This is a genomic window from Variovorax sp. AC103, from assembly GCF_979254005.1.
In genome coordinates this window covers 18,244-40,569 of the sequence record NZ_CEEDFC010000037.1, presented here as the reverse complement: position 1 = coordinate 40,569, position 22,326 = coordinate 18,244, and the positions used below count along the sequence as shown (strand labels likewise).

Below are 22,326 nucleotides of genomic sequence, written 5' to 3'. Positions count from 1 at the left end.
GGCGCCGGCATAGTCGGTGCAACGATGGACGCTCAGCCCCTCAGCCAATTCACCGGGGGGCGGGAGGCAACGCCGACCAGTTCGCTGGTTGCTGCTGGCGACATAGTGAGCGGTCAGAATCTCGTAAATTCTATGTGCAACAACGACTTACGTAGATTTCGACCGAATTGCTACCAATAATTTTCGGACAAGAACTCGTAAATTTGCTCTAGATCAACGTTTCGGACTGAGCTTCAGCTGCTTCTGCTGACGCCCCAACTTCATCTGCAACTAACGTTTTCTTCGTTTTACGAAGATGCCGCATTACGGTTTGGCGCGGCGTTTGGTCACCCGCTTTAGACTGATTGCTGCCGCTTGTCTGCGGCCGGCGAACGTCGGCTAAAGGGAACTTTGCCGCCATGAACAAGGACGACGTTCAACAAAGCTCTTGCAGAGCATGAGGACGAAGCTACGCATAGCTGGTAGGCGTGAACACCCTGCGCAGCCCGCAGATTTCGGCGGCCGAAACTTCAGCAACTGGAAGCGCGGATTAAGGCCTCCTCAGGCCACCACACGGAATTAGGTTCCTTCTCATTCGTCCATACCGCAAGCGTTAGAAAGCCGCCTGCAATCGCCAAGTTCTTCAGAAAGTTGTTCAGCTGCGCGTCGTACTGTGCAGCTCCGGCGTTCCAGAAGTCATGCGCAATGACCGCGGTTCCCAAACAGAAGAGGCCAAGGACTGGTATGACCCAACGCAGCTTCCAGCCCATGATCAAGGAAACCCCGCAGACAAGTTCAAGGGTAATCGTTGCAGGCAAGACAATCTGTGGCATCGGAAGTCCAAGACTTCCGAAGTAACCAAGAACGAAGTCGTAGTGCAGGACTTTTCGAACTCCGGCCACGATGAAGAGCAGGGCCACGAGCGATCGGGCGAGAAGGTTTAAGCGAAGATGAAGCATTAGGTACAGGTTCTACAAATGTGGAGGTGGGTTCGAAACAGCTCAGCCTGCGGGCAGGCGAGCTTTCGCGAAGGCCGCTTTGACCATGTCGGGGTTCATTGGCAGGTCTCGGATCCGCAGACCGGTTGCGTTGGTGAACGCATTGGCGATGGCCGCAGCGGTTGGTCCGGAGGACGCTTCGCCACCACCCACGCTGGGCAGTTCGGGACGGTCGAGCAGTACAACCTCGATCTTCGGAATGTCAGGGAAGCGCATGACCTGGTAAGTGGACCAGTCGCGCGTCAGTATTTCGTGATCGTCGAAACGGACGGCCTCCTTCAAGGTCCATCCCATTGCCTGAATGGCGCCGCCCTCGATCTGGCTGGTCAGCCCATCCGGGTTGATGATCAGTCCCACATCCGCAGCGATGAACAGCCGGTCAACACGAATGTCTCCGCTGACAGCGTCGACAACCACATCGGCGACCACGGCGGCGTACGCGCCGATGTTCTTGTACCGGGCGAATGCCACGCCGCGTCCTACGCCGTTCTTCTTGGACAGCTTTGATTCCTTTGACCAGCCCGCCTTCTCGATCGCGGCCTGAATCACCGCTCGCGCCCGCGAGTCTCCGAGGTGCCGCAGCCGAAATTCAGCGGCATCGGCCCCCGCCGCAAGCGCCAGCTCGTCGACAAAGCTCTCGATGGAGAACACGTTCAGGTGGGTGCCCAAGGTCCGGAGCGAACCGTTGCGGATCGGTGTTGCCATCAGAAGATGGTTGACCGATTTGAAGCGCTCGAACGCGTAGAGAGGGACAGCGTTTCGATCCCCATCGCCATAGGGTTGCGCGATGCGAAGAGGCGGCGACGGCATCGCCCCCTTTTCCATCTGCCACGCAGCGAGCAGATTGATCCCCCCCGGCTGGCCAGGACGCATCGCATGCGAGTTGCTCCAGACCTCATGGACCCAATCCACGATTCGCCCATCGTCGGACAGCGTCGCCTGCAGTTCCGTTGCCATGGCAGGCCCGAAGGGCGGGCATGAGAACTCGTCCTCGCGCATCCATTGAACTTTGACCGGATGGCCGTCGACTGCGCGCGCGAGCAGCGCGGCGTCGAAGGCCGCGTCGTCGGCGCCGTTCTGGCCGTAGCAGCCCGCACTCGGTGTGTGAATGGTGTCGACCGAGGTGACCGGCATGCCGAGCGCCTTGGCGATGTCGCCTCGCAGCGGAAACGCCCCTTGTGTGTGCGACCACACCGTCAGGTGCCCCTCCCGCAGCCATGCAACCCCACATGAAGGTGCAAGTGAGCCCTGCGACAGGTAGGGACGGCTGAACGTCGACTTAATACGTCGTCCGGTTGGAGCAGCCGTCGCTTGCCCCTTTTCACCGACAACACTCACCTCTTCTGGCCAGGATTTCAGAGCCGGGACAAGCTGCTGATCGTTCGGAAGCGCGGGGCCGCTCTGATCCCAGATTGCCGCTTTTGCCAGGGCATCCCGAGCGGCGATGGCTTGCTCCTCTCTTCGAGCCACCACCCCAAGAAAGGAGCCTTCGCGAACGACCGCCACGACCCCGGGCATTTTGCGAACAGCCGACTCGTCGATCCGCAGAAGCTTCGCCCGATAGCGTCGGGGCCGGACAACGCGCCCAAAGAGCATGCCCGGCAAGCGAAGGTCTTGGATGAATGCTTGCCCGCCTGTCAGCTTGGGCAACAGGTCGATCCGCTGCACCGATTGACCAACGATTTTGTAGAGCTCCGCAGGCTTGAGGGCAACGTCCGCGGAGACCTGGATGGCCAGGAGATCGGCCTTTCCGGCGGCCAGCTCCCAGTAGGTCAGTTGCCTGCCATTGAGCCCGGTCACCACGCCTGCAGCGACCGTCAAATCCTCGAGCCTGGCATCCAGCCGCGAAGCAGCCGCCATCATCAACCTGTGTCGCGCTTGTGCAGCGGCCACTCGGATGGCCGCTCCGCTCTGTTCGACGGACTGGCTGCCGTAGGTGTACCCCTCGTCCGGGCTGCGGGTGGTGTCAGCTGAAACGACGCGCATGACGTCAAAGCTCACATCAAGTTCCTCAGCAGCGATCTGAGCGAGCGCTGTGAGGATGCCCTGACCCAACTCGACCTTGCCGGTGAACAGCGTGATGGTGCCAGCCGCGTCAACACGAATCCATCCGTCGAGCGCACGATTGAACTTCAGACTGCCGGTGGGCTCGGGGACGCCCTGCGCGAAAGCGGACACCGGACCGAGCGAGATCGTCGCCACGATGGCACCGACGCCGCCAAGAAATCCGCGCCTGGAAACAGCGGTGCTCATGACGACATTTCCTTGGCCGCCCGCTGGACTGCCCGGACGATACGGTTGTGTGCGCCACATCGGCACAGCGTCGACGCCAGGGACTCCCTGATGTCAGCCTCGGTGGGGTGTGGCTTCCTGTCGAGCAACGCCTTGGCCGCCATCAACATGCCGCTGGTGCAGTATCCGCACTGTGCTGCCTGTTCGTCACGAAACGCTGCTTGAAGCGGGTGCAGGCGATCGCCATCGGCGAGCGATTCGACCGTCGAGATCTTCTGCTTGCCGACCGTATCCAACGGGTACACGCACGATCGCACGACGCTGTCGCCGACGAAAACGGAACAGGAGCCGCATTGGCCCAGTCCACAACCGAACTTCGGGCCATTCAGTCCCAGATCGTTGCGCAAGATGTAGAGCAAGGGCGTGCTCCCCTCGGCTGCGACTTGATAGAGCCGACCGTTCACATCGAGAGATGTCATGAATTCCTAAAGATCAGAGAAGGCGACTTGACCAAATGAGCGCTGATGCGCTCGGCCAGCATGATGGTGGTGAGGTTGGTCGCCACCGAAGGGATGTCAGGAAAGATGGACGCGTCGACGACGCGCAGCGCTGCGATGCCGAACACCGCGCCCGATGCGTTGACCACCGCGCCTTTGTCGCTTTCCAATCCCATCGGGACGCTCGACGTGGGGTGTTGGTAGCCGGCGACGTTGGCGACGATGTTCTGCCGCAAAGTCTTGCCATCGCGTACGGTGCCATCCGGTGTCATTTCGTGATCGACCAAGCCTGTGAATGGCGCACTCCGGCCAATTTCGCGTGACAGTTGAACGGCCTCTACCATGCGGTCCAGGTCGGTCTCCTGCTCGAAAAAGTTGTAGCGGATCAGCGGCGCGGCGCGCGGGTCGCGACTGGTGAGGCGCAAGCTACCGTTGGATTGCGGCAAGGTCACAGCGCAGGCAAGCACGATGGCGGCGCCTGTCGGACTTGCCTTCGGATCGATCAGATGCGTGCCGGAGATGTGCAGATCCAAATCGTCCGTTGCGGCCTGCTGCGAGCGTGTCCAGACAATCGCGCCAGCGGCTGGCGTCATCGCAAGAGCCGGCGCCTTGAGCGCGTACACGTTGAAGAAGAACGGATGTTCCTGCAGACGCTTGCCAACGGGCAAGTCAGCCAGGGTCGCGATCCCCAACTCGTTCAAATGATCCGTCGGCCCAACACCAGATCTCATCAGGATGGCGGGGCTGCCGAGCGTGCCGGCAGACAGAATCACTTCGCCTGAGAGGATGGTTTCTCTCCCAACCAGCCGCACGCCGTTGGCGCGACCGTTCTCGATCAGCACGCAATCGACTTCAGCGCCGCCCCGGATCGTCAGATTCGAGCGGGCACGCACGTCTGCGGTCAGGTAGGCCATGCCCGTGTTGATGCGAACCCCATCGATCACGTTCAGCGGGTATGGACCCACTCCATGCTGCTGGCCGCCGTTGAAGTCGGCGACATGTGGCAACCCGACCTTTTCAGCAGCCGACACGAACGCGCGCATCGCCGGCGTGTTCTCCTCGGCGGTACGCTGACGGACAGGGAACGGACCGCTTCGTCCATGCCAAGGCTCGTCGCCCCATGCCGTGTTTTCCATCGCCCGGTAGGCACTCAGCACTTCTGGCCATGCCCATCCTTCAATGCCTCGCTTGGCCCAGCGCGCAAAGTCTGCCGGCCTGGCTCGCATCGCGACCGCAGCGTTCACTGCCGAGCTGCCGCCAATCACCCGCCCTCTGGGGATGTCGATGTCGTGCCCCAGCCGGGCCGCATCGCTGCTGTGATAGTGCCAGTCGTGCTCCGGAGAGCCAGCGACGAGGTTGGCGTTCTTGAGTAGATCTGGATAGCGGCCGGGAGCGTAATCGGGGCCGGCGTCCAGCAGTAGAACGCGTCGGTGGGCCTCGGCACTCAGACGCGCAGCGAGGACGGCGCCGGCAGAGCCGCCTCCAACGATCACGACGTCGTAGCGCTGAGTGGCTTGGAGCGCAGTCGTGGTGGTGGTGATTTGGGGTGATTCGGATTTGGCGGCAAGAGCCGATCCGCCTCCTGCCAAAGCTGCCAGCGCGCTCTGAGCCATTAAATGGCGGCGCGTCATCGCAAAAGTCATGGGTACTCCGGAAACAGGCGCCTGTCTGCGCTCAAGAACAGCCGTTAGAACAAGCGGCCTTGGTTCATGTTAGGGAGCGCAATACCGGCCAGCAAGATGGCCTTTCCGGAACCTGTGTCCAATGATTTGGACTTTCTGCGATCCAAGACCCCAGCGTTGTCTGACGCAATGCGCGGGTTCTTTTTATCCAGGCGGGTGACTCACAGAAAGAATTACGCAGTGAGCTAGAACGTCGGGAACTAAAACCACGTTCATTTGCGCGCCAGCGCTGAGTGTTATGAGTTGCCCTGCTTCCAGGGCACGGTTGTCTTCTGCGCTCACCACCTGAAGATGGCCGGAGACGACATAGATCCATGCTTTGCGATCACGCCTTAGCCCGAACTCATAGGTTGCGGCAGCACAGATGACGACATCGAGAAGTTCAACATCATCATTCTTCGAATTGACGTTGTTTCCGAGTTCATCTGTGCATGGCACAATCCGTATTCGGTGGCTAGTGTTTGCTATTACAGGCACCTCCGAATTCCGCGTGCAGCACGCATGTGCGAGTGTGCCGACCGATTTGGAAGAAGATTTAATAAAAATCTGCAATCCATGGATCGATGCTCCATCGCTTGGCGTTTGTTCGTGCACCACACTGGCACCTGAAGCGAGGCTGTAGACGTCCCCTGCCTCAAGAGCAACGGCGCCTCTGGTGGTATCCCGATTGACGAGATTGCCGCGCGAGTCCTCAAATAACATTGTGAGGATTCGAAGATCTTTATGAAGATGCGGGGCGAACGTCGATTTCGTCATGACGAAATGACTCAACATCGAAATGACGCCGTCTTTTTTGTCAAACGAATCTTCGACAAAGTGTAGAGACGTGAAGCCAGTCCCGACGTTCCGGATGGCTCCAACAACGACTGGCCCCAGTCTGCTTACATTTGCATCAGTCGCTTTGCCCTTAGCACTCTTACCCATCTCTGCCCCCAAACCCTGATTTTCTGAGCAGAACTTAGTGCGCAACTCGCCGTTTGGGAAGCCATCCAGTGGGCAACCATGCGTCCAACGGATGGGACGACGGACTTGTTAGGCTAGAACGATCTTTGGAAATTCTGCAGCGAGATGATCCAAAAAGACCCGCACCGAAGGCAACAATCCCTTGCGAGACGGAACCAAGGCAGTGATCGTCGCATCTCGTGCAATCCACTCGGGCAGTACTCGTATCAGTTCGCCTCTCAGCACCGCTGCTCTGGCAATGTATCCCGGCAACGCAACGATGCCCAGGCCCTGAATGGCTGCCTGCTGCAAGCTCAACATGTCATCGCTTTGCAGTCTGGGTGCAATGGGTATCACGACCTCTTCCAATTGAAGCGTTGCATGACGCAATCTCCAAAGGTGCGAAGCATTTGCCCGGGCGAAGAAAACCGACGAATGCATGCCCAGCTGCAGTGGCGTCTCCGGGATTCCATTTTCGGCAACGTAATTCGACCCTGCAAATAGAAACCAGGGTGCTGGTGACAAAGTCCTCTGGATCAGGTCTGCGTCCGGCAAAGGATCGGAATGAGCACGTATTGCCACATCGTAGTTTTCCCCGACGATGTCTACGGTGCGGTCCGCAGCGTGGGCGACGATGCTCACCTTCGAATAACGGGTTAGAAACTCGGCGATCATTCCCGACATGGCGAAATGCATTGTGGCCAAACCCGCCGTGCAGCGTATGGTTCCCACAGGCTCGGCCAGCCGAACTCGTACGGACATTTCGGCTAACTCTGCCTCTCGCAATGTCGATACTGCATGGCGGTAAAACTCGCTGCCAGCCTCGGTCATGCCAAACCGTCGCGACGTTCGGCTTAGCAGGCGCACTCCTAGGTCACTCTCCAATTGCTGCATTCGATGGCTTAGGGTTGATTTCGGCATTCCCAAACTATTGCCGGCAGCAGTGAATCCTCCTCTATCAACAACGTTGACGAAGATGAAGAAATCGTTGAGATCTAAACGGCGCACGTAAATCCAGTTGCCTCAGGTGGAAGGCGCTATTGAGCTGACGCTGCAGCCAGAGCGGGTTGGCGCAGCCTCGCCAAGCCTATCGATGGAATTGGCCGATCATGATCCAACTGTGTGGACGATGCGTCTCACAATTACGGCTTGTTGGCCGAAGTTCGAAATCCTAGGATTCTCGCTGGCTCCCGCCATCTTGCGGGACTCGAATCAAGGAAAAGAGAATGAAATCAGTCAGCGGAAAAGTGGTTCTGGTCACCGGTGCTTCGTCGGGTTTGGGGCATGAACTGGCGCATCAACTTCTGGAAAAAGGGGCCCTGGTCGCCGCCACTTTCCGTAAGCAAGCGGAAGTCGACGCCTACAACGCCAAGCATGAGAAACAGGGTCTCGGTGTCCTCGCAGACGTTACCGATGATGCGGCAGTGAAGGCGGGTGTCGCCCAGGTGTTGGCCCGGTTCGGTCGCATCGACATCGTCGCGAACTGCGCTGGCGCCGGCATCATTGGCGCAGTGGAGGAATTCTCGGACGCTGAGGCTCGCCGGGTTTTCGACCTCAACTTCTTCGGTGGCCTCAACGTGATCCGGGCTGTCACACCAGCGATGCGCCAGCAGGGCTCTGGGCATGTCATCCAGTTCTCTGCCATCGGTGGATTTATCGGTTTCCCGGGCATGGGCGTGTATTCCGCAGCCAAAGGCGCAACCGACATTCTTGGCGAGGCACTGGCAGCCGAGCTCGCGCCGTTTGGCGTTGCAGTGACCGTCTTGACCATCGGGATTTTCGAAACCCAGTTCGCGGGGCGCTCGCTGGCTTTCGCTGCGAACAAGATCGAGGCTTACGAGAACACGCCTGCGGGCAAATTCCGCGGGGCGATCGGCAACCTGCAGGGCAAGCAGCCCAATGTTCCTGAGAAGGGTGCAGCGGCCATCATCAAATTGATGGAGGCCGATCATCCTCCCGTGCATGCAGCCCTCGGCGCCGACGCCATGGGCGGGATGCGCCGGAAGATGGCAAGCGTCGAGCAGGAACTGGCGTTGTGGGAAGCGAATGCGTCCTCCACCGCCCGCAACGCCGAAGGAGCCTGATCATGCGCATGACCAACAAGGTGGTACTGGTCACGGGCGCTTCGCGCGGACTTGGACTCAGCCTCGCGCGCCGCTTTGCGAGGGAAGGCGCGGCGGTGGCGCTGACCTACAACAGCGACGCGGAATCTGCAGCCCGGAATGTGGAAGCACTCGTCGCCGAAGGCGCACAGGCAATGGCCGTTGGTGGCGATGTCGGCGACCCTGAAGCAGTCAACGCGATGTTTGCCGAGGTGTTGGCACGGTTCGGCCGTATCGATGTAGTGATCGCGAACGCGGGGCGAGAGTTGATCGACACGCCGATCACGGAGATCGACAACGCGATGTTCGAATCGGTGACCAAGACCAACGTCTACGGCACGTTCTTTACTCTGAGAGAGAGTGCGCGTCACGTGCAAGATGGTGGACGGATCATCGTGATCTCATCGACTACGACCATCGTGCCCAACGCCGGCTTCACCGCCTATGCGGGCAGCAAAGCCGCTGGCCGGCTCTACGTCGAATGTCTGGCGCAAGAGCTGGGCAACCGCAACATCACGGTCAACGGCGTGGTTCCCGGACCACTGCGTGACGCCGGCGTCATCGCCAAGCTTCAGGAAAGCGACTACCAGGCATTGGCAAGTCTGTCTCCGTTCGGGCGCATCGGATCGATTGCCGACGTGGAGGGGGCCGTGCTGTTCCTCGCCAGCGACGATGCGCAGTGGATTTCCGGGCATCACCTGGTGGTGAACGGCGCGGCAAAGGTCTGATTTCGATCAAGTGATGACGGACTTCCGAAATCAGTACCGTCCGTCATCGGCACGCCTTGGCATTGCTTCCAAATCAACCTTCGCGCGAAGCGAAGGGCGGTCAGGGTGTATGAGGCATCGACAAGACTTTGACGAAATTCGAATAGCGGGCTGCGCGCATCTATGAGCGGGACCGCCATCGGGTGGCTGGGTAAATAGTCCGCGCGCTGGCAAGGTCCGCTTCTGCGGATTGCGGAAGTTCGGCGCTCCGGCCCGGACGACCGCAACCGCTGCAAAGCTGCCTCACGAACGCGTATCGTATGAAACTTGGCAACATTCGATGTGAAGGTTTCCCATGACGAACAGCCCAACTTCCAAAGTTGACAATTTTGCCGAGGCGTGCCTCAAGCGAAAGGATGCAGTGGACTTTGCGCGCGCTTCTCTCGGTCTATCAGGTTTCAAGATAACTGCAGAACACGAAGCTCATGCGCAACGCTTTGTCGATGGCGAGATAAGCTTGGAAGAGTTCGTGGGTACACCCGACAAGTCGCGCAAGTAATCGAATCAGACTTCAAGTCACCAGTCGGTACCTGACGACGGATGGTGGACGGGCTAAATGCTGTCATCTGGCTCAATTTAGCTGAACAGATCATAGAACTCTGCCACATCACTCGTGGCAGTCAGCGCCTGAAGCGGGAAAGTTTTCCAAGGTTCTTTGACCTTCATCGTGGCCAGACGAACGAGGAGGGCATCACGCATGTCCGGCTTGACTTCCTGGCGCCAGTTCAGAACCTGTCCCCAAGTGGAACTGCCGTGCAGATGCAGGGGAATGACACAGGTCCAAAAAGCTGGCGCGGCCACGACTCGGTGTTGCGCCGGTCGATCTTCCAGACGCCTTCAGTCTCGCGGTCGGTGGAGCTGATGTACCGGGTGCACATGGCTCGCATGCTACCTGCTTGAGCCATTCTCTGGCCGCCTCCTCAGGGGCAAGGACGCGGAGGTGATCGTCATGCCACAGCTCGCTGGCCACGGCCTGGAGTTCGGACTTTTCCACCATTCGCCAGCGCTGCTGCAGGCGATCGGCGCAGGCGACGATCCAAGTTTCGGCGCTCATTTCGACGGTCGGGGAGTTCATGATGGAATGCTAGCCATATACTGGATGGATGTACAGTATTCCGCCATTGGCTTCATGGGCCAGCGTCGAGCCCATCGCGCTGCCTCTGCCCGTGGTCGAAGGCAATCTGCGCGCCGGTTTCCCGTCCCCGGCCGATGACTTCGCGGTCAAGCGCCAGGACCTGAACGATCTGCTCATCACGCACCCGCTGGCCACCTTCTACTGGAAGGTGAGCGGTCAGTCGATGATCGAGGCCGGCATCGGCGACGGCGACCTGCTCGTGGTGAACCGGGCCATCACGCCGGTGCACCGGCACATCGTGGTTGCCCAGGTCGATGGCGATTTCACGGTGAAGTACCTCTACAAGCGCAGCGGCCGCATCAAGCTCACGACGGCCAACCCGACCTTCCCGGAGATCACCTTCAAGGAAGGGCAGCAGCTCATCATTTGCGGCGTCGTGACTGCCGCCATCAAGCGCTTCGTGAAGTAGCTGTTCGGATTTCGGAACTCGGGAAATCCGTCATGTACGCGCTGGTCGACGGCAACAACTTCTACGTGTCGTGCGAGCGCGTGTTCCGCCCGAGCCTTCTGGGCCGGCCCGTCATCGTCCTGAGCAACAACGACGGCTGCGCGATCGCGCGCAGCAACGAGGCCAAGGCGCTGGGCATCGCCATGGGCGCGCCTTGGCACCTGATCCAGCAGTCGCTGCCGGATTCGGGGGTGGTGGCGCTCAGCGCCAACTTCACGCTCTACGGTGACATGAGCAACCGGATGATGGCGATTGCCGCGGGCCTCGGCCCCGAGCAGGAGATCTACAGCATTGACGAGTCGTTCATCGACTTGAGCGCGATGGGCGGCGACCTGGTTGCGCGCAGCCACAAGGTGCGCGAGCGCATCCTGCAGTGGATCGGCATTCCGGTGGGCATCGGCATCGGCGCCACCAAGACCCTTGCCAAGCTCGCGAACCACATCGCCAAGACGGCGGATCGAAAGCCGGGAAGCTACCCGATGGAACTGGCGCGCGTCTGCAACTTCAGCGCCTTGCCGGCAAGCGATCTCGAAGCGGTCTTCTCCGCCACCGACCTCGGCGAGGTCTAGGGCATCGGTCGGCGAGTTGGCGCGCAGTTGAAGGAGGCAGGTCTGAACTCCGTCCTCGATGTGGTCCGGCTCGATCCGGCGATGGTGTGAGGACGTTGGTCGGTGGTGCTGGAGCGCACGGTGCGGGAGCTGCAGGGGCAGGCTTGCGTAGGCTTCGAGGATGCGCCGCCTTCCAAGAAGGAGATCGCCTGCACGCGCAGCTTCGGCCAGCCGGTGACGGAACTCAAAGACCTGATCGAAGCGGTGAGCCAGTTCGCCAGCCGTGCGGCCGAGAAGCTGAGAAAGCAGGGCAGCCATGCGGTGCAGGTGCTGGCCTTCATTCACACGAGTCCGTTCCGGCGTCAGGACAGGCAGTACTCGCGTTCGATCACGGTGCCGTTGCGACGACCTACTGCGGACACGGCCTTGCTGGTGCAGGCCGCGGCGCAGGCCGTCAAGACTGCCTTCCGGCCTGGCTTCAACTACGCGAAGGCGGGCGTGATGCTGCTCGACCTGCAGGATGCCTCCGTGCATCAGGGGGAACTGGCGCTGGATGAGGAAGCACCGGACCGTAGTGCGCTGATGGCCACGATGGATCGGCTCAATGACCGGTATGGACGCGGTGCCGTCTCGCTGGCGAGTACCGGGCAATCCGATGGCCAGCGGGTTTGGCGGATGAAGCAGTCACTCAAGACGCCGGAGTACACGACGCGCTGGGCGGATGTGCCACGGGTGTTGGCTTAGCAGGTCACCGCTGAAGACTGCTTTGCAGCGTCTGCAGTCGTCTAACGAAAATCGGCGGACGCCCGCTTCCGGCCCCACTACGGTCAGTGAACAAGTTGCATCAATCAGGCTATTGTCAGCCGTTCCCGGGCCAACCTTGTTCCCTCTGCGAGCGCCTGCAGCTTGCGCCACGCTACATCCCGTCCCATCGGCGCCAGCCCGCAATTCGTGCATGGGAATAGGCGCTCCTTGGGCACGAATTCCAGCGCCCGACCGATGGTGTCGGCCACCTCCTCTGGGGTTTCCACCACGTCGCTGGCCACATCGATCACGCCCACCATCACGTCCTTGCCGGCCAGCAGCTTCATGAGATCGGGGGGCACGTGGGAGTGGATGCATTCCAGGCTCACTTGGTCGATGCTGCTTTTAGCCAGCGCAGGGAACACTGTCTCGTACTGGCGCCATTCCTCGCCCAGCGTGCTTTTCCAGTCGGTGTTGGCCTTGATGCCGTAGCCGTAGCAGATGTGCACTGCCGTCGTGCAGGTGAGGCCTTGTGCTGCACGCTCGAGCGCCTTCACACCCCAGTCGGCGGCATCCTTCATGTAGACGTTGAAGGCGGGTTCGTCAAATTGAATGATGTCAACACCGTCGGCCTGCAGCGCGAGGGCCTCCTGGTTGAGCAGTTCGGCAAACGCGAAAGCCATCTTGACCTTGTCGCCGTAGAAACGGTCCGCCACGGTGTCGACGATGGTCATCGGTCCGGGCAGGGTGAACTTCAGCTTCTTCCTCGTATGCGCGCGCGCCAGCTGTGCTTCGAAGGCATGCACGCGGCCTTTGAGGCGCAACGCGGAGACGACCTGCGGCACCATCGCGTCGTAGCGGTTGTCGCGGATGCCCATCTTCACCTTGTGCTCGAAATCGATGCCATCGACCTGTTCGAGGAAGCCGTGCACGAAGTGCTGCCGCGATTGCTCGCCGTCGCCCACGATGTCCAGACCCGCGTCTTCCTGCGCCTTGATCCACAGCAAGGTGGCGTCGGCCTTCGCTTGGCGCAGTGCATCGCCTTCGGCCATCCATTGCGGCCAGAGTTTGTTGGTTTCCGCCAGCCAAGCCGGCTTCGGCAGGCTCCCGGCAACAGAGGATTCAAAAAGCTGCGCGACACCGTTTGAACGCGGATGGCTCGACGCAGGGAAGACCGAGCTGGAGGGGAGCTGCGTGGCAGGCAAAGAATTCTTCATGAATGCGATTTGGATGTTGTTGGATTGGTCAGTGCGCGAAATCAGCAGCCCATTCCTCGAGAACGTTCTTGTACGGCTTGATGAAATTTTCCTCCGTGAACTTGCCTTGTTTCACTGCCAGCTGGCCCCGTTCCTCTCGGTCGTAGACGATGCGGGTCAATGAGTAGTCCAAGTTTCTAAGGCTGGGTTGAAAGAAACTTCCTGCTGCGGAATTGGCGTTGTAGATCTCGGGCCGATAGATTTTCTGAAACGTCTCCATGGTGCTGATGGTGCCGATGAGCTCGAGGTCGGTGTAGTCCCCCAGCAGATCGCCGACAAAGTAGAAAGCCAACGGCGCGACGCTGTCTGGCGGCATAAAGAAGCGAACCCGCATACCCATCTTCTCGAAGTACCGGTCGGTCGGGGAAAGCTCGTTCTGCCGGTATTCGGCGCCCAGGACAGGATGCCGATTGCCAGACTGGTGGTAGGTCTTGCTGCTTGAGGCGCTGATGCAGATCACCGGCGGTTTGGCGAACCATTTTTTGTAGGTATCCGAGCCCAGGAAGTGCTTGAAAAGCTTCCCATGCAGGTCGCCGAAATCAGTGGGAGTACCGAACTCGGAGCTGTCGATGTTGTGCGCCGGAAGCACGACGCTGAAGTCGTAGTCGCGGAGGTAGGACGAAAAATTGTTCCCGGCAATTCCGTCAATGCGTCTGCCGGTTTGCTTGTCAACGATGTTCGGTTTCAGTATTTCAATCAGCGGGAACACGTCACTGCCGCTCCCGGCGTCCATGTTCATCTCAACGGAGATGATTTCAAGCTCGACGGCATAGCGATCTCCCGTAGGGTTGTCCCAATGCGCCAAGCTGTTGAAACGGTTGTCGATCATCTTCAGGGTGTTGCGCAAGTTCTCCTGGCGGCTGTTCCCGCGGGCCAGGTTGGCGAAGTTGGTTGTGATGCGCGTGCTGTCCGACGGCTGGTAGTTTTCATCGAACCGGATGCTCTTGATGCTGAAGGTGAAGTGTTTGCTCATGATGGTCAGGTGCGCTGGTTTTGATTCGAAGTCCGATGCTTGTGTCAGGTCGCAACCACATCCTGAGCGTGGACCGATCGTGCAAGTTTTGCCAACCCGAGAAGGGGCAAAGCCCGTTGGACTGCGAGCTGGGCTCTCTGGATCAAAGCCACGTTCTGCAGCCGGTAGTCCGAGAAATCTTGGTCGGTCGCGTAAACACCCAACGGCAACGTGCGCGCTTGAAAAAAGCTGAACAGCGGCCGCAACTGGTGGTCGATCACCAAGGCATGGCGCTCGCTGCCGCCGGTGGCAGCCAGCAAGACCGGCTTGTCGATCAGGGCGTCCTGGTGAATGAAGTCGAAGAAGTGCTTGAACAGTCCCGTGTAGGAGCCACGGTAGACCGGTGTGGCCACCACCAGGACGTCAGCTTGCTCGACCGCGGCAAGTTCGCGCTCCACCACTTCGGGCAACTGGGAGCGCCAGACCGCGCCCGCAAAGTGCGGTGCGAGCTGGCCCAGCTCGACCAAGCGTTGCTCGCACGGAATTGCGTCGGCGATCAGATCCAGCAGATGCTCCGAAAGGGCCACGGCTTTGGAGGGGCGTTGAAGTCCGCCGGAAACTGCTACTGCGCGAAGTGGACGTGTCATTTTGGTGTGGCGATCAAGGTTTCTCAAACGTCCGGCAATCACGGAAAGGTTGAATCGTAGAGTTGACGAACCGTGAAGTAAAATGGTGTTAATTCACGCATCCATGAATCTCACTCATTTGCCATGCTGGAGCGCGCTCATCTTTCCATCGTCCAAGAAGTAGACAAGCAAGGCTCACTTACCGCTGCCGCAGAGGTGCTGCACCTGACGCAGTCGGCGCTGAGCCACTCGATCCGCAAGCTGGAAGCCCAGATGGGCACCGAAATCTGGCAACGCGAAGGGCGCAGCCTGCGGCTGACGCAGGCGGGGCAGTACCTGCTGGCGGTGGCCAACCGGGTGCTCCCGCAGCTGGATCTGGCCGAAGAACGCTTGCGCCAGTTTGCGCAGGGCGAGCGCGGGTCGCTGCGTATCGGCATGGAATGCCACCCCTGCTACCAATGGCTGCTGAAGGTGGTGTCGCCCTACCTGGCGAGCTGGCCCGACGTGGACGTCGACGTGAAGCAGAAATTCCAGTTCGGCGGCATTGGCGCGCTCTTCGGCTACGAGATAGACCTGCTGGTCACCCCCGACCCGCTCTACAAGCCCGGTCTGCGCTACGAACCCGTGTTCGACTACGAGCAGGTGCTCGTGGTGCCGCGCGGCCATCGCCTGGCCAACGTGCCTTACGTGAAGCCCGCACAGCTGACGCAGGAGGTGCTGGTGACGTACCCGGTTGCCACCGACCGGCTGGACATCTACAACATGTTTCTGATGCCCGCCGGCGTGACGCCCAGGCGCCACAAGTCGATCGAAACCACGGACATCATGTTGCAGATGGTCGCGAGCGACCGCGCGGTGGCTGCACTGCCACGCTGGCTGGTCGAGGAGTACGCGCAGAAGATGGACATCGTTCCTGTGCGGCTGGGTCCGCGCGGCATCGCCAAGCAGATCTTCCTGGGCGCGCGGGAAGCGGACACCGACATCGACTACCTGAAGTCCTTTGTCGAACTCGCACGGCAATCAGGCGGCCTTGTCGACAAGGGGCAGGCCCCGGCCCTGTGACACGGCCGTGCCGCCCCGTGACCTTCCACAGGAGGCCGCATCACGTGTAGCGCTTCTCCAGCGCGTCCCACTCGGGCTTGTTGACCAGGCGTTGGCGCTCGGCAAAGGTCGCAACCAGTCCGCTGGATTCCTGCACTTCCTTCACGTCGCGCAGCACGGTCAGTGCCTTCTGCATGCCGGCCACCGCACCCTGTAGCGCGGCATTGGCATACAGCACGATGCCATAGCCCAGTTCACCCAGGTCCGTGGCATTGAAGATAGGCGTCTTGCCGCCGATCACCATGTTCATTAGTTGCGGCTTGACCAGACGCCGGGGCAGCGCGCGAATCTCATCGGGCGTGGTCACGGCCTCAACGAAGAGGATGTCCGCACCGGCCTCGGCGAATTTCTGCGCCCGTTCGACAGCGGCTTCGAACCCGTGCGTGGCGGCCGCGTCGGTGCGAGCCATGATCAGGAGATCAGGATCTTGGCGCGCATCGACGGCTGCCTTGATCTTGCTGACGGCCTCTTCTGTGGAGATCACTTCCTTGCCCGAGAAATGGCCGCAGCGCTTCGGCGCCACTTGGTCCTCGAACTGGATGCAGTCGGCGCCGGCACGTTCGAGCGTGCGGACGGTGTGCCGCACGTTCAGTGCATTGCCGAAGCCGGTGTCGGCATCGACGATCAGCGGCACGCTGACCGCGTCGCGGATGCGCGCTGTGTGATCGGCGATGTCCGATAGGCCCATGAAGCCCTGATCAGGCATGCCGAACCACATGTTGGTGACACCGGCGCCGGTGATGTAGATCGCCTTGAATCCCAGGTCTTCGACGACCTTTGCAGACAGCGCGTTGAATGCGCCGGGAACGATCAGGCCGCGGCGGGCCTCGACGAGTGACTTGAGCTGCTTGCGGGTGGACATTCGAGTAATTCCGATCAGAAACTGTCGCCGGGAACACGTACCCAGCCTTCCATCAATACGCGGGCGCTGCGGCTCATCAAGGCCTTGGTGACCACCCATTCGCCGTCGACCTTGCTCGCCTCGGCGCCCACGCGAAGCGTTCCCGAGGGATGGCCGAAGCGCACGGCCTGGCGCTCGCCGCCGCCGGCCGCGAGGTTTACCAGCGTGCCGGGTATGGCGGCAGCTGTGCCGATGGCCACGGCCGCTGTGCCCATCATGGCGTGGTGCAGCTTGCCCATCGACAGCGCGCGCACCAGTAGGTCGATTTCCGCGGCGGCCACTGCCTTGCCGCTGGACGCCGTGTAGTCCTTGGGCGGCGAAACGAAGGCCACCTTGGGCGTGTGCTGGCGCCTGCCAGCTTCATCGACGTGATTGATCAAGCCCATCTTCACCGCGCCGTGCGCGCGGATGGTCTCGAACATGGCCATGGCCTTGGTGTCGCTGTTGATGGCGTCCTGCAGTTCGGTGCCGGTGTAAGCGATGTCGGCGGCGTTGACGAAGATGGTCGGAATGCCCGCGTTGATCAGCGTGGCGCGCAACGTGCCCACGCCCGGCACGTCGAGGTCTTCGACCACCTTGCCCGTCGGGAACATCGCGCCACCGCCTTCACCGTCGCCTTCGTCGGCCGGCTCGATGAACTCCAGTGGCACTTCGGCCGCTGGGAATGTCACGCCGTCGAGTTCGAAGGTGCCGGTTTCCTGCACTTGGCCAGCGGTGATGGGCACGTGCGCGACGATGGTCTTGCTGATGTTGGCCTGCCAGATGCGCACGGTGCACGTGCCGTTTTCCGGAATGCGCGCCGGATCGACGAGGCCCTGCGCAATCGCGAACGGCCCGACCGCCGCCGACAGGTTGCCGCAGTTGCCCGACCAGTCGACGAACGCGCTGTCGATAGAGACCTGGCCGAAGAGGTAGTCGACATCGTGGTCCGGCCGCGTGGAGCGCGACAGGATGACAGCCTTGGAGGTGGACGAGGTGGCCGCGCCCATGCCATCGATCTGCTTGGCGTAGGGATCGGGGCTGCCGATGACGCGCAGCAGCAGCGTGTCGCGCGCGGGACCGGGCTGGCGCGCCGCCGCGGGCAGGTCCTGCAGGCGAAAGAACACGCCCTTGCTGGTGCCGCCACGCATGTAGACGGCGGGAATCTTGATCTGGGGAGCGGATGCCATTGCGATGAGGAGGGTGGTTGTCTTCAAGCGGTCGACTTGTTGGCGGCCAGGAAGTCTTGCGCAAAACGCTGCAGCACGCCGCCGGCTTCGTAGATCGACACTTCTTCCGCAGTGTCCAGGCGGCAGGTCACCGGCACCTGCAAGGTCTCGCCACTGCGGCGGTGAACGACCAACGTCAGGTCGGCGCCCGGCGCGGGTTTGCCGGCGACGTCGAAGGTCTCGGTGCCGTCCAGGACCAGGGTGAGGCGCGTGGTACCGGGCTTGAACTCCAGCGGCAGCACGCCCATGCCCAGAAGGTTGGTTCGGTGGATGCGTTCGAAGCCTTCGGCCACCACGGTTTCCACACCCGCCAGGCGCACGCCTTTGGCAGCCCAGTCGCGAGACGAGCCCTGGCCGTAGTCGGCGCCGGCCACGATGATCAACGGCTGCCTGCGGTTCAAGTAGGTTTCGATGGCTTCCCACATGCGCACGATTTGCCCCTCGGGTTCGATGCGCGCGAAGGAACCCTTCTTCTGCACGCCGTCGACCACCGCCATTTCGTTGACGAGTTGCGGGTTGGCGAAGGTGGCGCGCATGGCCGTCAGGTGATCGCCTCGATGCGTGGCGTAGGAGTTGAAGTCCTCTTCCGGCAGGCCCATCTTGTGAAGGTACTCGCCGGCGGCGCTGTCCATGAGGATGGCGTTGGACGGTGAGAGATGGTCCGTCGTGATGTTGTCGGGCAGGATGGCTAGCGGCCGCATGGCGCGCAGCGTGCGCGGCACGGCCGCCAGTGCTCCCACGCCTTCGCTGTCCCAGTAAGGCGGGCGGCGAATGTAGGTCGACTGCGGCCGCCAGTCGTACTGCGGACTCACTTTTTCTCCGCTGTCGGCATGAATCGCGAACATGGGTTCGTAGACCTTGCGGAACATCTCGGGCCGCACCGACGCCGCGACGATGGCGTCGATCTCCGAGTCGCTCGGCCACAGGTCGCGCAAGCGGATTTCCTTGCCGTCAACGACGTCCAGCACGTCGCGCTCGATGTCGAAGCGCATGGTGCCCGCGATGGCGTAGGCCACCACCAGCGGCGGCGAGGCCAGGAAGGCCTGCTTCGCATAGGGGTGGATGCGGCCGTCGAAGTTGCGGTTGCCGGAGAGCACCGCCGTGGCGTAGAGGTCGCGCTCGATGATCTCGTTCTGGATCTTCGGATCCAGCGCGCCGGACATCCCGTTGCAGGTGGTGCACGCGAAGCCTACGATGCCAAAGCCGAGCTGCTCCAGGTCGTGCAGCAGGTCGGCGTCGCGCAGGTACAGCTCCACCGCCTTGGATCCCGGTGCCAGCGACGACTTGACCCACGGCTTGCGCTTGAGCCCCAGTCGGTTCGCGTTGCGCGCGAGCAGCGCCGCGGCAATCACGTTGCGGGGGTTCGAGGTGTTGGTGCAGGAGGTGATGGCCGCGATGATCACCGCGCCATCGGGCATCAGGCCTGCGGCCTCCTGCTGCCGGACATCGGCCAGGCCCACCGCGATGTTGCGCTCCGCCAGTTGCGATGTCGGCAGCCGGCGGTGCGGATTGGAAGGGCCGGCCATGCTGCGCACCACGCTCGACAGGTCGAAGCTCAGCACGCGCTCGTAGACCGCCGTCTTCAGCGCATCGCCCCAGAAGCCGGCCGTTTTCGCATAGGTCTCGACCAACGCGACCTGCGTGTCTTCACGGCCTGTGAGCCGCAGGTAGGTGAGCGTCTGCTCGTCGATGTAGAAGAGCGCGGCGGTGGCGCCGTACTCTGGACACATGTTGGAGATGGTGGCACGGTCCCCGACCGTCAGGCCCGGCGCGCCTTCGCCGAAGAACTCCAGGTACGCACCGACCACTTTTTCCTTGCGCAGGAACTCGGTGAGCGACAGCACGATGTCGGTGGCGGTGATGCCCGGCTGGCGCCGGCCAGTGAGCTCCACGCCGATGATGTCGGGTAGCCGCATCCACGAGGCGCGGCCCAGCATCACGTTCTCGGCCTCCAGGCCGCCGACGCCCACCGCGATCACCCCCAGCGCATCGACGTGGGGCGTATGACTGTCGGTGCCCACGCAGGTGTCGGGGAAGGCCAGGCCGTCCTGCACGTAGACCACCGGCGACATCTTCTCCAGATTGATCTGATGCATGATCCCGTTCCCCGCCGGGATCACCTCCATGTTGGCGAAGGCGCGTTTCGTCCACTCGATGAAGTGAAAGCGGTCCTCGTTGCGCCGGTCTTCGATGGCCCGGTTCTTCTCGAAGGCCTGCGGATCGAACCCGCCGCACTCCACGGCCAGAGAATGGTCGACGATGAGTTGCACCGGCACCACCGGGTTCACCTGCGCCGGGTCGCCGCCTTCGGCCGCGATGGCGTCGCGCAGGCCGGCCAGGTCCACCAGCGCCGTCTGGCCCAGGATGTCGTGGCACACCACGCGCACGGGAAACCAGGGAAAGTCGCGATCACGCCGGCGTTCGATGAGTTGCAGCAGGCAGTCGTTCAGGATGGCCGGCTCGCAGCGCCGGACCAGGTTCTCGGCATGCACGCGTGCGGTATACGGCAGTCGCGCCCAGGCACCGGCCTGCAGCGCGTCGACGGCGGCGCGGGCGTCGATGTAGTCCAGTGCGGTGCCGGACAGCGGTTTGCGAAATTCTTCGTGGGGCATGAGCATGTGCATTGGATTGCTCAGTGGCGTTCTTCGATCGGCAGGAACTTCAAATCCTCGGGGCCGGTGTAGTTGGCACTGGGGCGAATGATCTTGTTGTCCACGCGCTGTTCGATCACATGCGCGGCCCAACCGCTGGTGCGCGCGATCACGAACAGCGGTGTGAACATGGCCGTCGGCACGCCCATCATGTGATAGCTCACCGCGCTGAACCAGTCCAGGTTCGGGAACATCTTCTTGACTTCCCACATGACCGATTCCAGCCGCTCGGCGATGTCGTACATCTTGGTGGTGCCCGCACCGTCGGACAGGCGCTTTGCCACGCCCTTGATCACCACGTTGCGTGGATCGCTCACCGTATAAACCGGGTGGCCGAAGCCGATCACGACCTCCTTCGCCTCGACGCGGCGGCGGATGTCGACCTCGGCCTCGGCCGGGTTGTCATAGCGTTTCTGGATCTCGAAGGCCACCTCGTTCGCACCGCCATGCTTGGGGCCGCGCAGTGCACCGATGGCGCCGGCGATCGCCGAGTGCATGTCGCTGCCGGTGCCGGCGATCACACGCGCGGCGAAGGTCGATGCGTTGAATTCGTGTTCGGCATAGAGGTTCAGCGAGGTGTGCATGGCGCGCTCCCACTCGGCACTGGGCTTCTTGCCGTGCAGCAGATGCAGGAAATGCGCGCCGATGGAGTCATCGTCGGTCTCCAGCTCGATGCGCTTGCCCTGCGAAGACCAGTGATACCAATACAGAAGCATGGAGCCCAGTGATGCCATCAACCGATCGGCAATGTCGCGCGCGCCGGGCGTGCCGTGGTCGTCCTTCTCGGGCAAGGTGCAGCCCAGAGCAGAGACGCCGGTGCGCATCACGTCCATGGGGTGGGCGTTGGCGGGAATCTGCTCCAGCGCCCGCCTCACGCTGGCCGGCACACCGCGCATGGCCTTCAGCTTGGCCTTGTAGGCGGCGAGTTCGGCGCGCGTCGGCAGCTTGCCGTGCACCAGCAAGTGGGCGATTTCCTCGAACTCGCAGACCTCGGCGACGTCCAGAATGTCGTACCCACGGTAGTGCAGGTCGTTGCCAGTGCGGCCCACGGTGCACAGCGCGGTATTGCCGGCGGTGACGCCGGAGAGAGCGACGGACTTCTTGGGTTTGAAGGCAGGTGCAGTGGTTTCGGTCGTGGTGGTCATGCTGTTTCCTTGTCCAGATAAGAGCGATTGATGGGGGCAGGGCGACCGGTGGCATCGACTGCCACCATCTCGAACACGCCCTTGAGGACTTCTTCCGCCGGGATGCCCGGCTTGTCGGCGATGCCGCTCACACAAACGGTCATCGAGCTGCGGCCGATACGGCTGACCCATCCGCGAAGGGTGAGCTGGTAGCCCACCGCCACCGGCGATAGAAAGTCCACGCTGGTCACGCTTGCCATCACGACCTCTTGCTGCGCCAGTCCTCGTGCTGCCAGAAAAGCCGCCTTGGCCATCAACTGCAGCCCTTGCCCGGCGAACAGCGTGTCGTGGTGATTGGCATGCACCGGCAGCACCAGTTCGCGCAACTCGGCTGTTCCAGTGGGTGTTGTCATGCTTCGCAATTTACGCAGAA

General features: G+C 61.6%; 20 protein-coding genes and 1 pseudogene. 6 read left to right on the top strand and 15 right to left on the bottom strand.

The genetic code is table 11. The features are described from left to right. Positions 1-509: 509 nt before the first annotated feature. The 6 genes from AC0IYU_RS33300 to AC0IYU_RS33275 form a co-directional block, all read right to left on the bottom strand. Positions 510-938, bottom strand: a complete 429-nt coding sequence (locus AC0IYU_RS33300; RefSeq protein WP_472126215.1) for a DoxX family protein — start codon at positions 936-938, stop codon at positions 510-512. Positions 939-980: 42 nt separating this feature from the next. Continuing rightward, the gene (locus tag AC0IYU_RS33295) at positions 981-3,230 is read right to left on the bottom strand and encodes a xanthine dehydrogenase family protein molybdopterin-binding subunit (protein WP_472126212.1); all 2,250 of its coding nucleotides are present in this window, start codon (positions 3,228-3,230) and stop codon (positions 981-983) included. Then, a complete protein-coding gene (locus AC0IYU_RS33290; protein ID WP_472126209.1) occupies positions 3,227-3,688 on the bottom strand; it encodes a (2Fe-2S)-binding protein in 462 nt (153 codons plus the stop codon). Before AC0IYU_RS33290 ends, AC0IYU_RS33295 begins: the two co-directional genes overlap by 4 nt. After that, a complete protein-coding gene (locus AC0IYU_RS33285; RefSeq protein WP_472126206.1) occupies positions 3,685-5,349 on the bottom strand; it encodes a GMC family oxidoreductase in 1,665 nt (554 codons plus the stop codon). Before AC0IYU_RS33285 ends, AC0IYU_RS33290 begins: the two co-directional genes overlap by 4 nt. Positions 5,350-5,532: 183 nt before the next feature. Further along, on the bottom strand, positions 5,533-6,357 hold the full coding sequence (locus AC0IYU_RS33280) for a pirin family protein (protein ID WP_472126203.1): 825 nt from the start codon (positions 6,355-6,357) through the stop codon (positions 5,533-5,535). A 63-nt stretch (positions 6,358-6,420) separates the two neighbouring features. Then, positions 6,421-7,338: a LysR substrate-binding domain-containing protein gene (locus tag AC0IYU_RS33275; RefSeq protein WP_472126200.1), complete on the bottom strand. Its 918-nt coding sequence runs from the start codon at positions 7,336-7,338 to the stop codon at positions 6,421-6,423. Between the two features lie 218 nt (positions 7,339-7,556). Here AC0IYU_RS33275 and AC0IYU_RS33270 point away from each other — a divergent pair, with 218 nt between their 5' ends. The 3 genes from AC0IYU_RS33270 (at position 7,557) to AC0IYU_RS33260 (ending at position 9,698) form a co-directional block, all read left to right on the top strand. Continuing rightward, on the top strand, positions 7,557-8,414 hold the full coding sequence (locus tag AC0IYU_RS33270; protein WP_472126198.1) for an SDR family NAD(P)-dependent oxidoreductase: 858 nt from the start codon (positions 7,557-7,559) through the stop codon (positions 8,412-8,414). Between the two features lie 2 nt (positions 8,415-8,416). Next, positions 8,417-9,160, top strand: a complete 744-nt coding sequence (locus tag AC0IYU_RS33265; RefSeq protein WP_472126195.1) for an SDR family NAD(P)-dependent oxidoreductase — start codon at positions 8,417-8,419, stop codon at positions 9,158-9,160. Positions 9,161-9,494: 334 nt separating this feature from the next. Next, positions 9,495-9,698 (top strand): antitoxin VbhA family protein, encoded by a 204-nt coding sequence (locus AC0IYU_RS33260; protein WP_472126192.1) that lies wholly within the window; start codon positions 9,495-9,497, stop codon positions 9,696-9,698. Positions 9,699-9,775: 77 nt separating this feature from the next. Here AC0IYU_RS33260 and AC0IYU_RS33255 read toward each other — a convergent pair whose 3' ends face one another. Next, entirely contained in the window at positions 9,776-10,000 is a 225-nt protein-coding gene (locus AC0IYU_RS33255) for a hypothetical protein (protein ID WP_472126189.1), read from the bottom strand. A gap of 302 nt (positions 10,001-10,302) precedes the next feature. Here AC0IYU_RS33255 and AC0IYU_RS33250 point away from each other — a divergent pair, with 302 nt between their 5' ends. Both AC0IYU_RS33250 and AC0IYU_RS33245 read left to right on the top strand, forming a co-directional pair. Beyond that, positions 10,303-10,743: a LexA family protein gene (locus tag AC0IYU_RS33250; protein ID WP_472126186.1), complete on the top strand. Its 441-nt coding sequence runs from the start codon at positions 10,303-10,305 to the stop codon at positions 10,741-10,743. Between the two features lie 32 nt (positions 10,744-10,775). Continuing rightward, positions 10,776-12,074 (top strand): annotated as a pseudogene (locus AC0IYU_RS33245) (Y-family DNA polymerase). 104 nt (positions 12,075-12,178) lie between these two features. Here the strand turns inward: AC0IYU_RS33245 and AC0IYU_RS33240 are convergent. Genes AC0IYU_RS33240 through msuE form a run of 3 tightly spaced genes read right to left on the bottom strand, consistent with a single transcriptional unit; the run spans position 12,179 to position 14,929 of the window. After that, positions 12,179-13,291 carry a methionine synthase gene (locus AC0IYU_RS33240; RefSeq protein ID WP_236749287.1) on the bottom strand — a complete coding sequence of 371 codons (1,113 nt, stop codon included), beginning with the start codon at positions 13,289-13,291 and terminating at the stop codon, positions 12,179-12,181. A 28-nt stretch (positions 13,292-13,319) separates the two neighbouring features. Then, a complete protein-coding gene (locus AC0IYU_RS33235; protein ID WP_472126183.1) occupies positions 13,320-14,303 on the bottom strand; it encodes a DUF1852 domain-containing protein in 984 nt (327 codons plus the stop codon). Between the two features lie 44 nt (positions 14,304-14,347). Continuing rightward, positions 14,348-14,929, bottom strand: coding sequence for an FMN reductase (gene msuE / locus AC0IYU_RS33230; RefSeq protein WP_472126218.1), 582 nt, complete (start codon positions 14,927-14,929; stop codon positions 14,348-14,350). Positions 14,930-15,052: 123 nt separating this feature from the next. On the opposite strand from msuE, the gene AC0IYU_RS33225 reads away from it, so the two are divergent. Continuing rightward, positions 15,053-15,970, top strand: coding sequence for a LysR family transcriptional regulator (locus AC0IYU_RS33225; RefSeq protein ID WP_086914296.1), 918 nt, complete (start codon positions 15,053-15,055; stop codon positions 15,968-15,970). A gap of 40 nt (positions 15,971-16,010) precedes the next feature. On the opposite strand, the gene AC0IYU_RS33220 is transcribed toward AC0IYU_RS33225, so the two are convergent. From AC0IYU_RS33220 to AC0IYU_RS33200, 5 genes are read right to left on the bottom strand one after another with little or no spacing between them, the layout of a single operon-like run. Next, a complete protein-coding gene (locus AC0IYU_RS33220; protein ID WP_086914297.1) occupies positions 16,011-16,871 on the bottom strand; it encodes an isocitrate lyase/PEP mutase family protein in 861 nt (286 codons plus the stop codon). Positions 16,872-16,885: 14 nt separating this feature from the next. Further along, the gene (gene prpF, locus AC0IYU_RS33215; protein ID WP_472126180.1) at positions 16,886-18,079 is read right to left on the bottom strand and encodes a 2-methylaconitate cis-trans isomerase PrpF; all 1,194 of its coding nucleotides are present in this window, start codon (positions 18,077-18,079) and stop codon (positions 16,886-16,888) included. A 23-nt stretch (positions 18,080-18,102) separates the two neighbouring features. Then, on the bottom strand, positions 18,103-20,730 hold the full coding sequence (gene acnD / locus AC0IYU_RS33210; RefSeq protein ID WP_086914306.1) for a Fe/S-dependent 2-methylisocitrate dehydratase AcnD: 2,628 nt from the start codon (positions 20,728-20,730) through the stop codon (positions 18,103-18,105). Between the two features lie 20 nt (positions 20,731-20,750). Then, complete coding sequence (gene prpC / locus AC0IYU_RS33205; protein WP_472126177.1) at positions 20,751-21,914, bottom strand: bifunctional 2-methylcitrate synthase/citrate synthase; 1,164 nt, start codon at positions 21,912-21,914, stop codon at positions 20,751-20,753. Beyond that, positions 21,911-22,306 carry an acyl-CoA thioesterase gene (locus AC0IYU_RS33200; RefSeq protein WP_086914300.1) on the bottom strand — a complete coding sequence of 132 codons (396 nt, stop codon included), beginning with the start codon at positions 22,304-22,306 and terminating at the stop codon, positions 21,911-21,913. Before AC0IYU_RS33200 ends, prpC begins: the two co-directional genes overlap by 4 nt. Between the last annotated feature and the right edge of the window lie 20 nt (positions 22,307-22,326).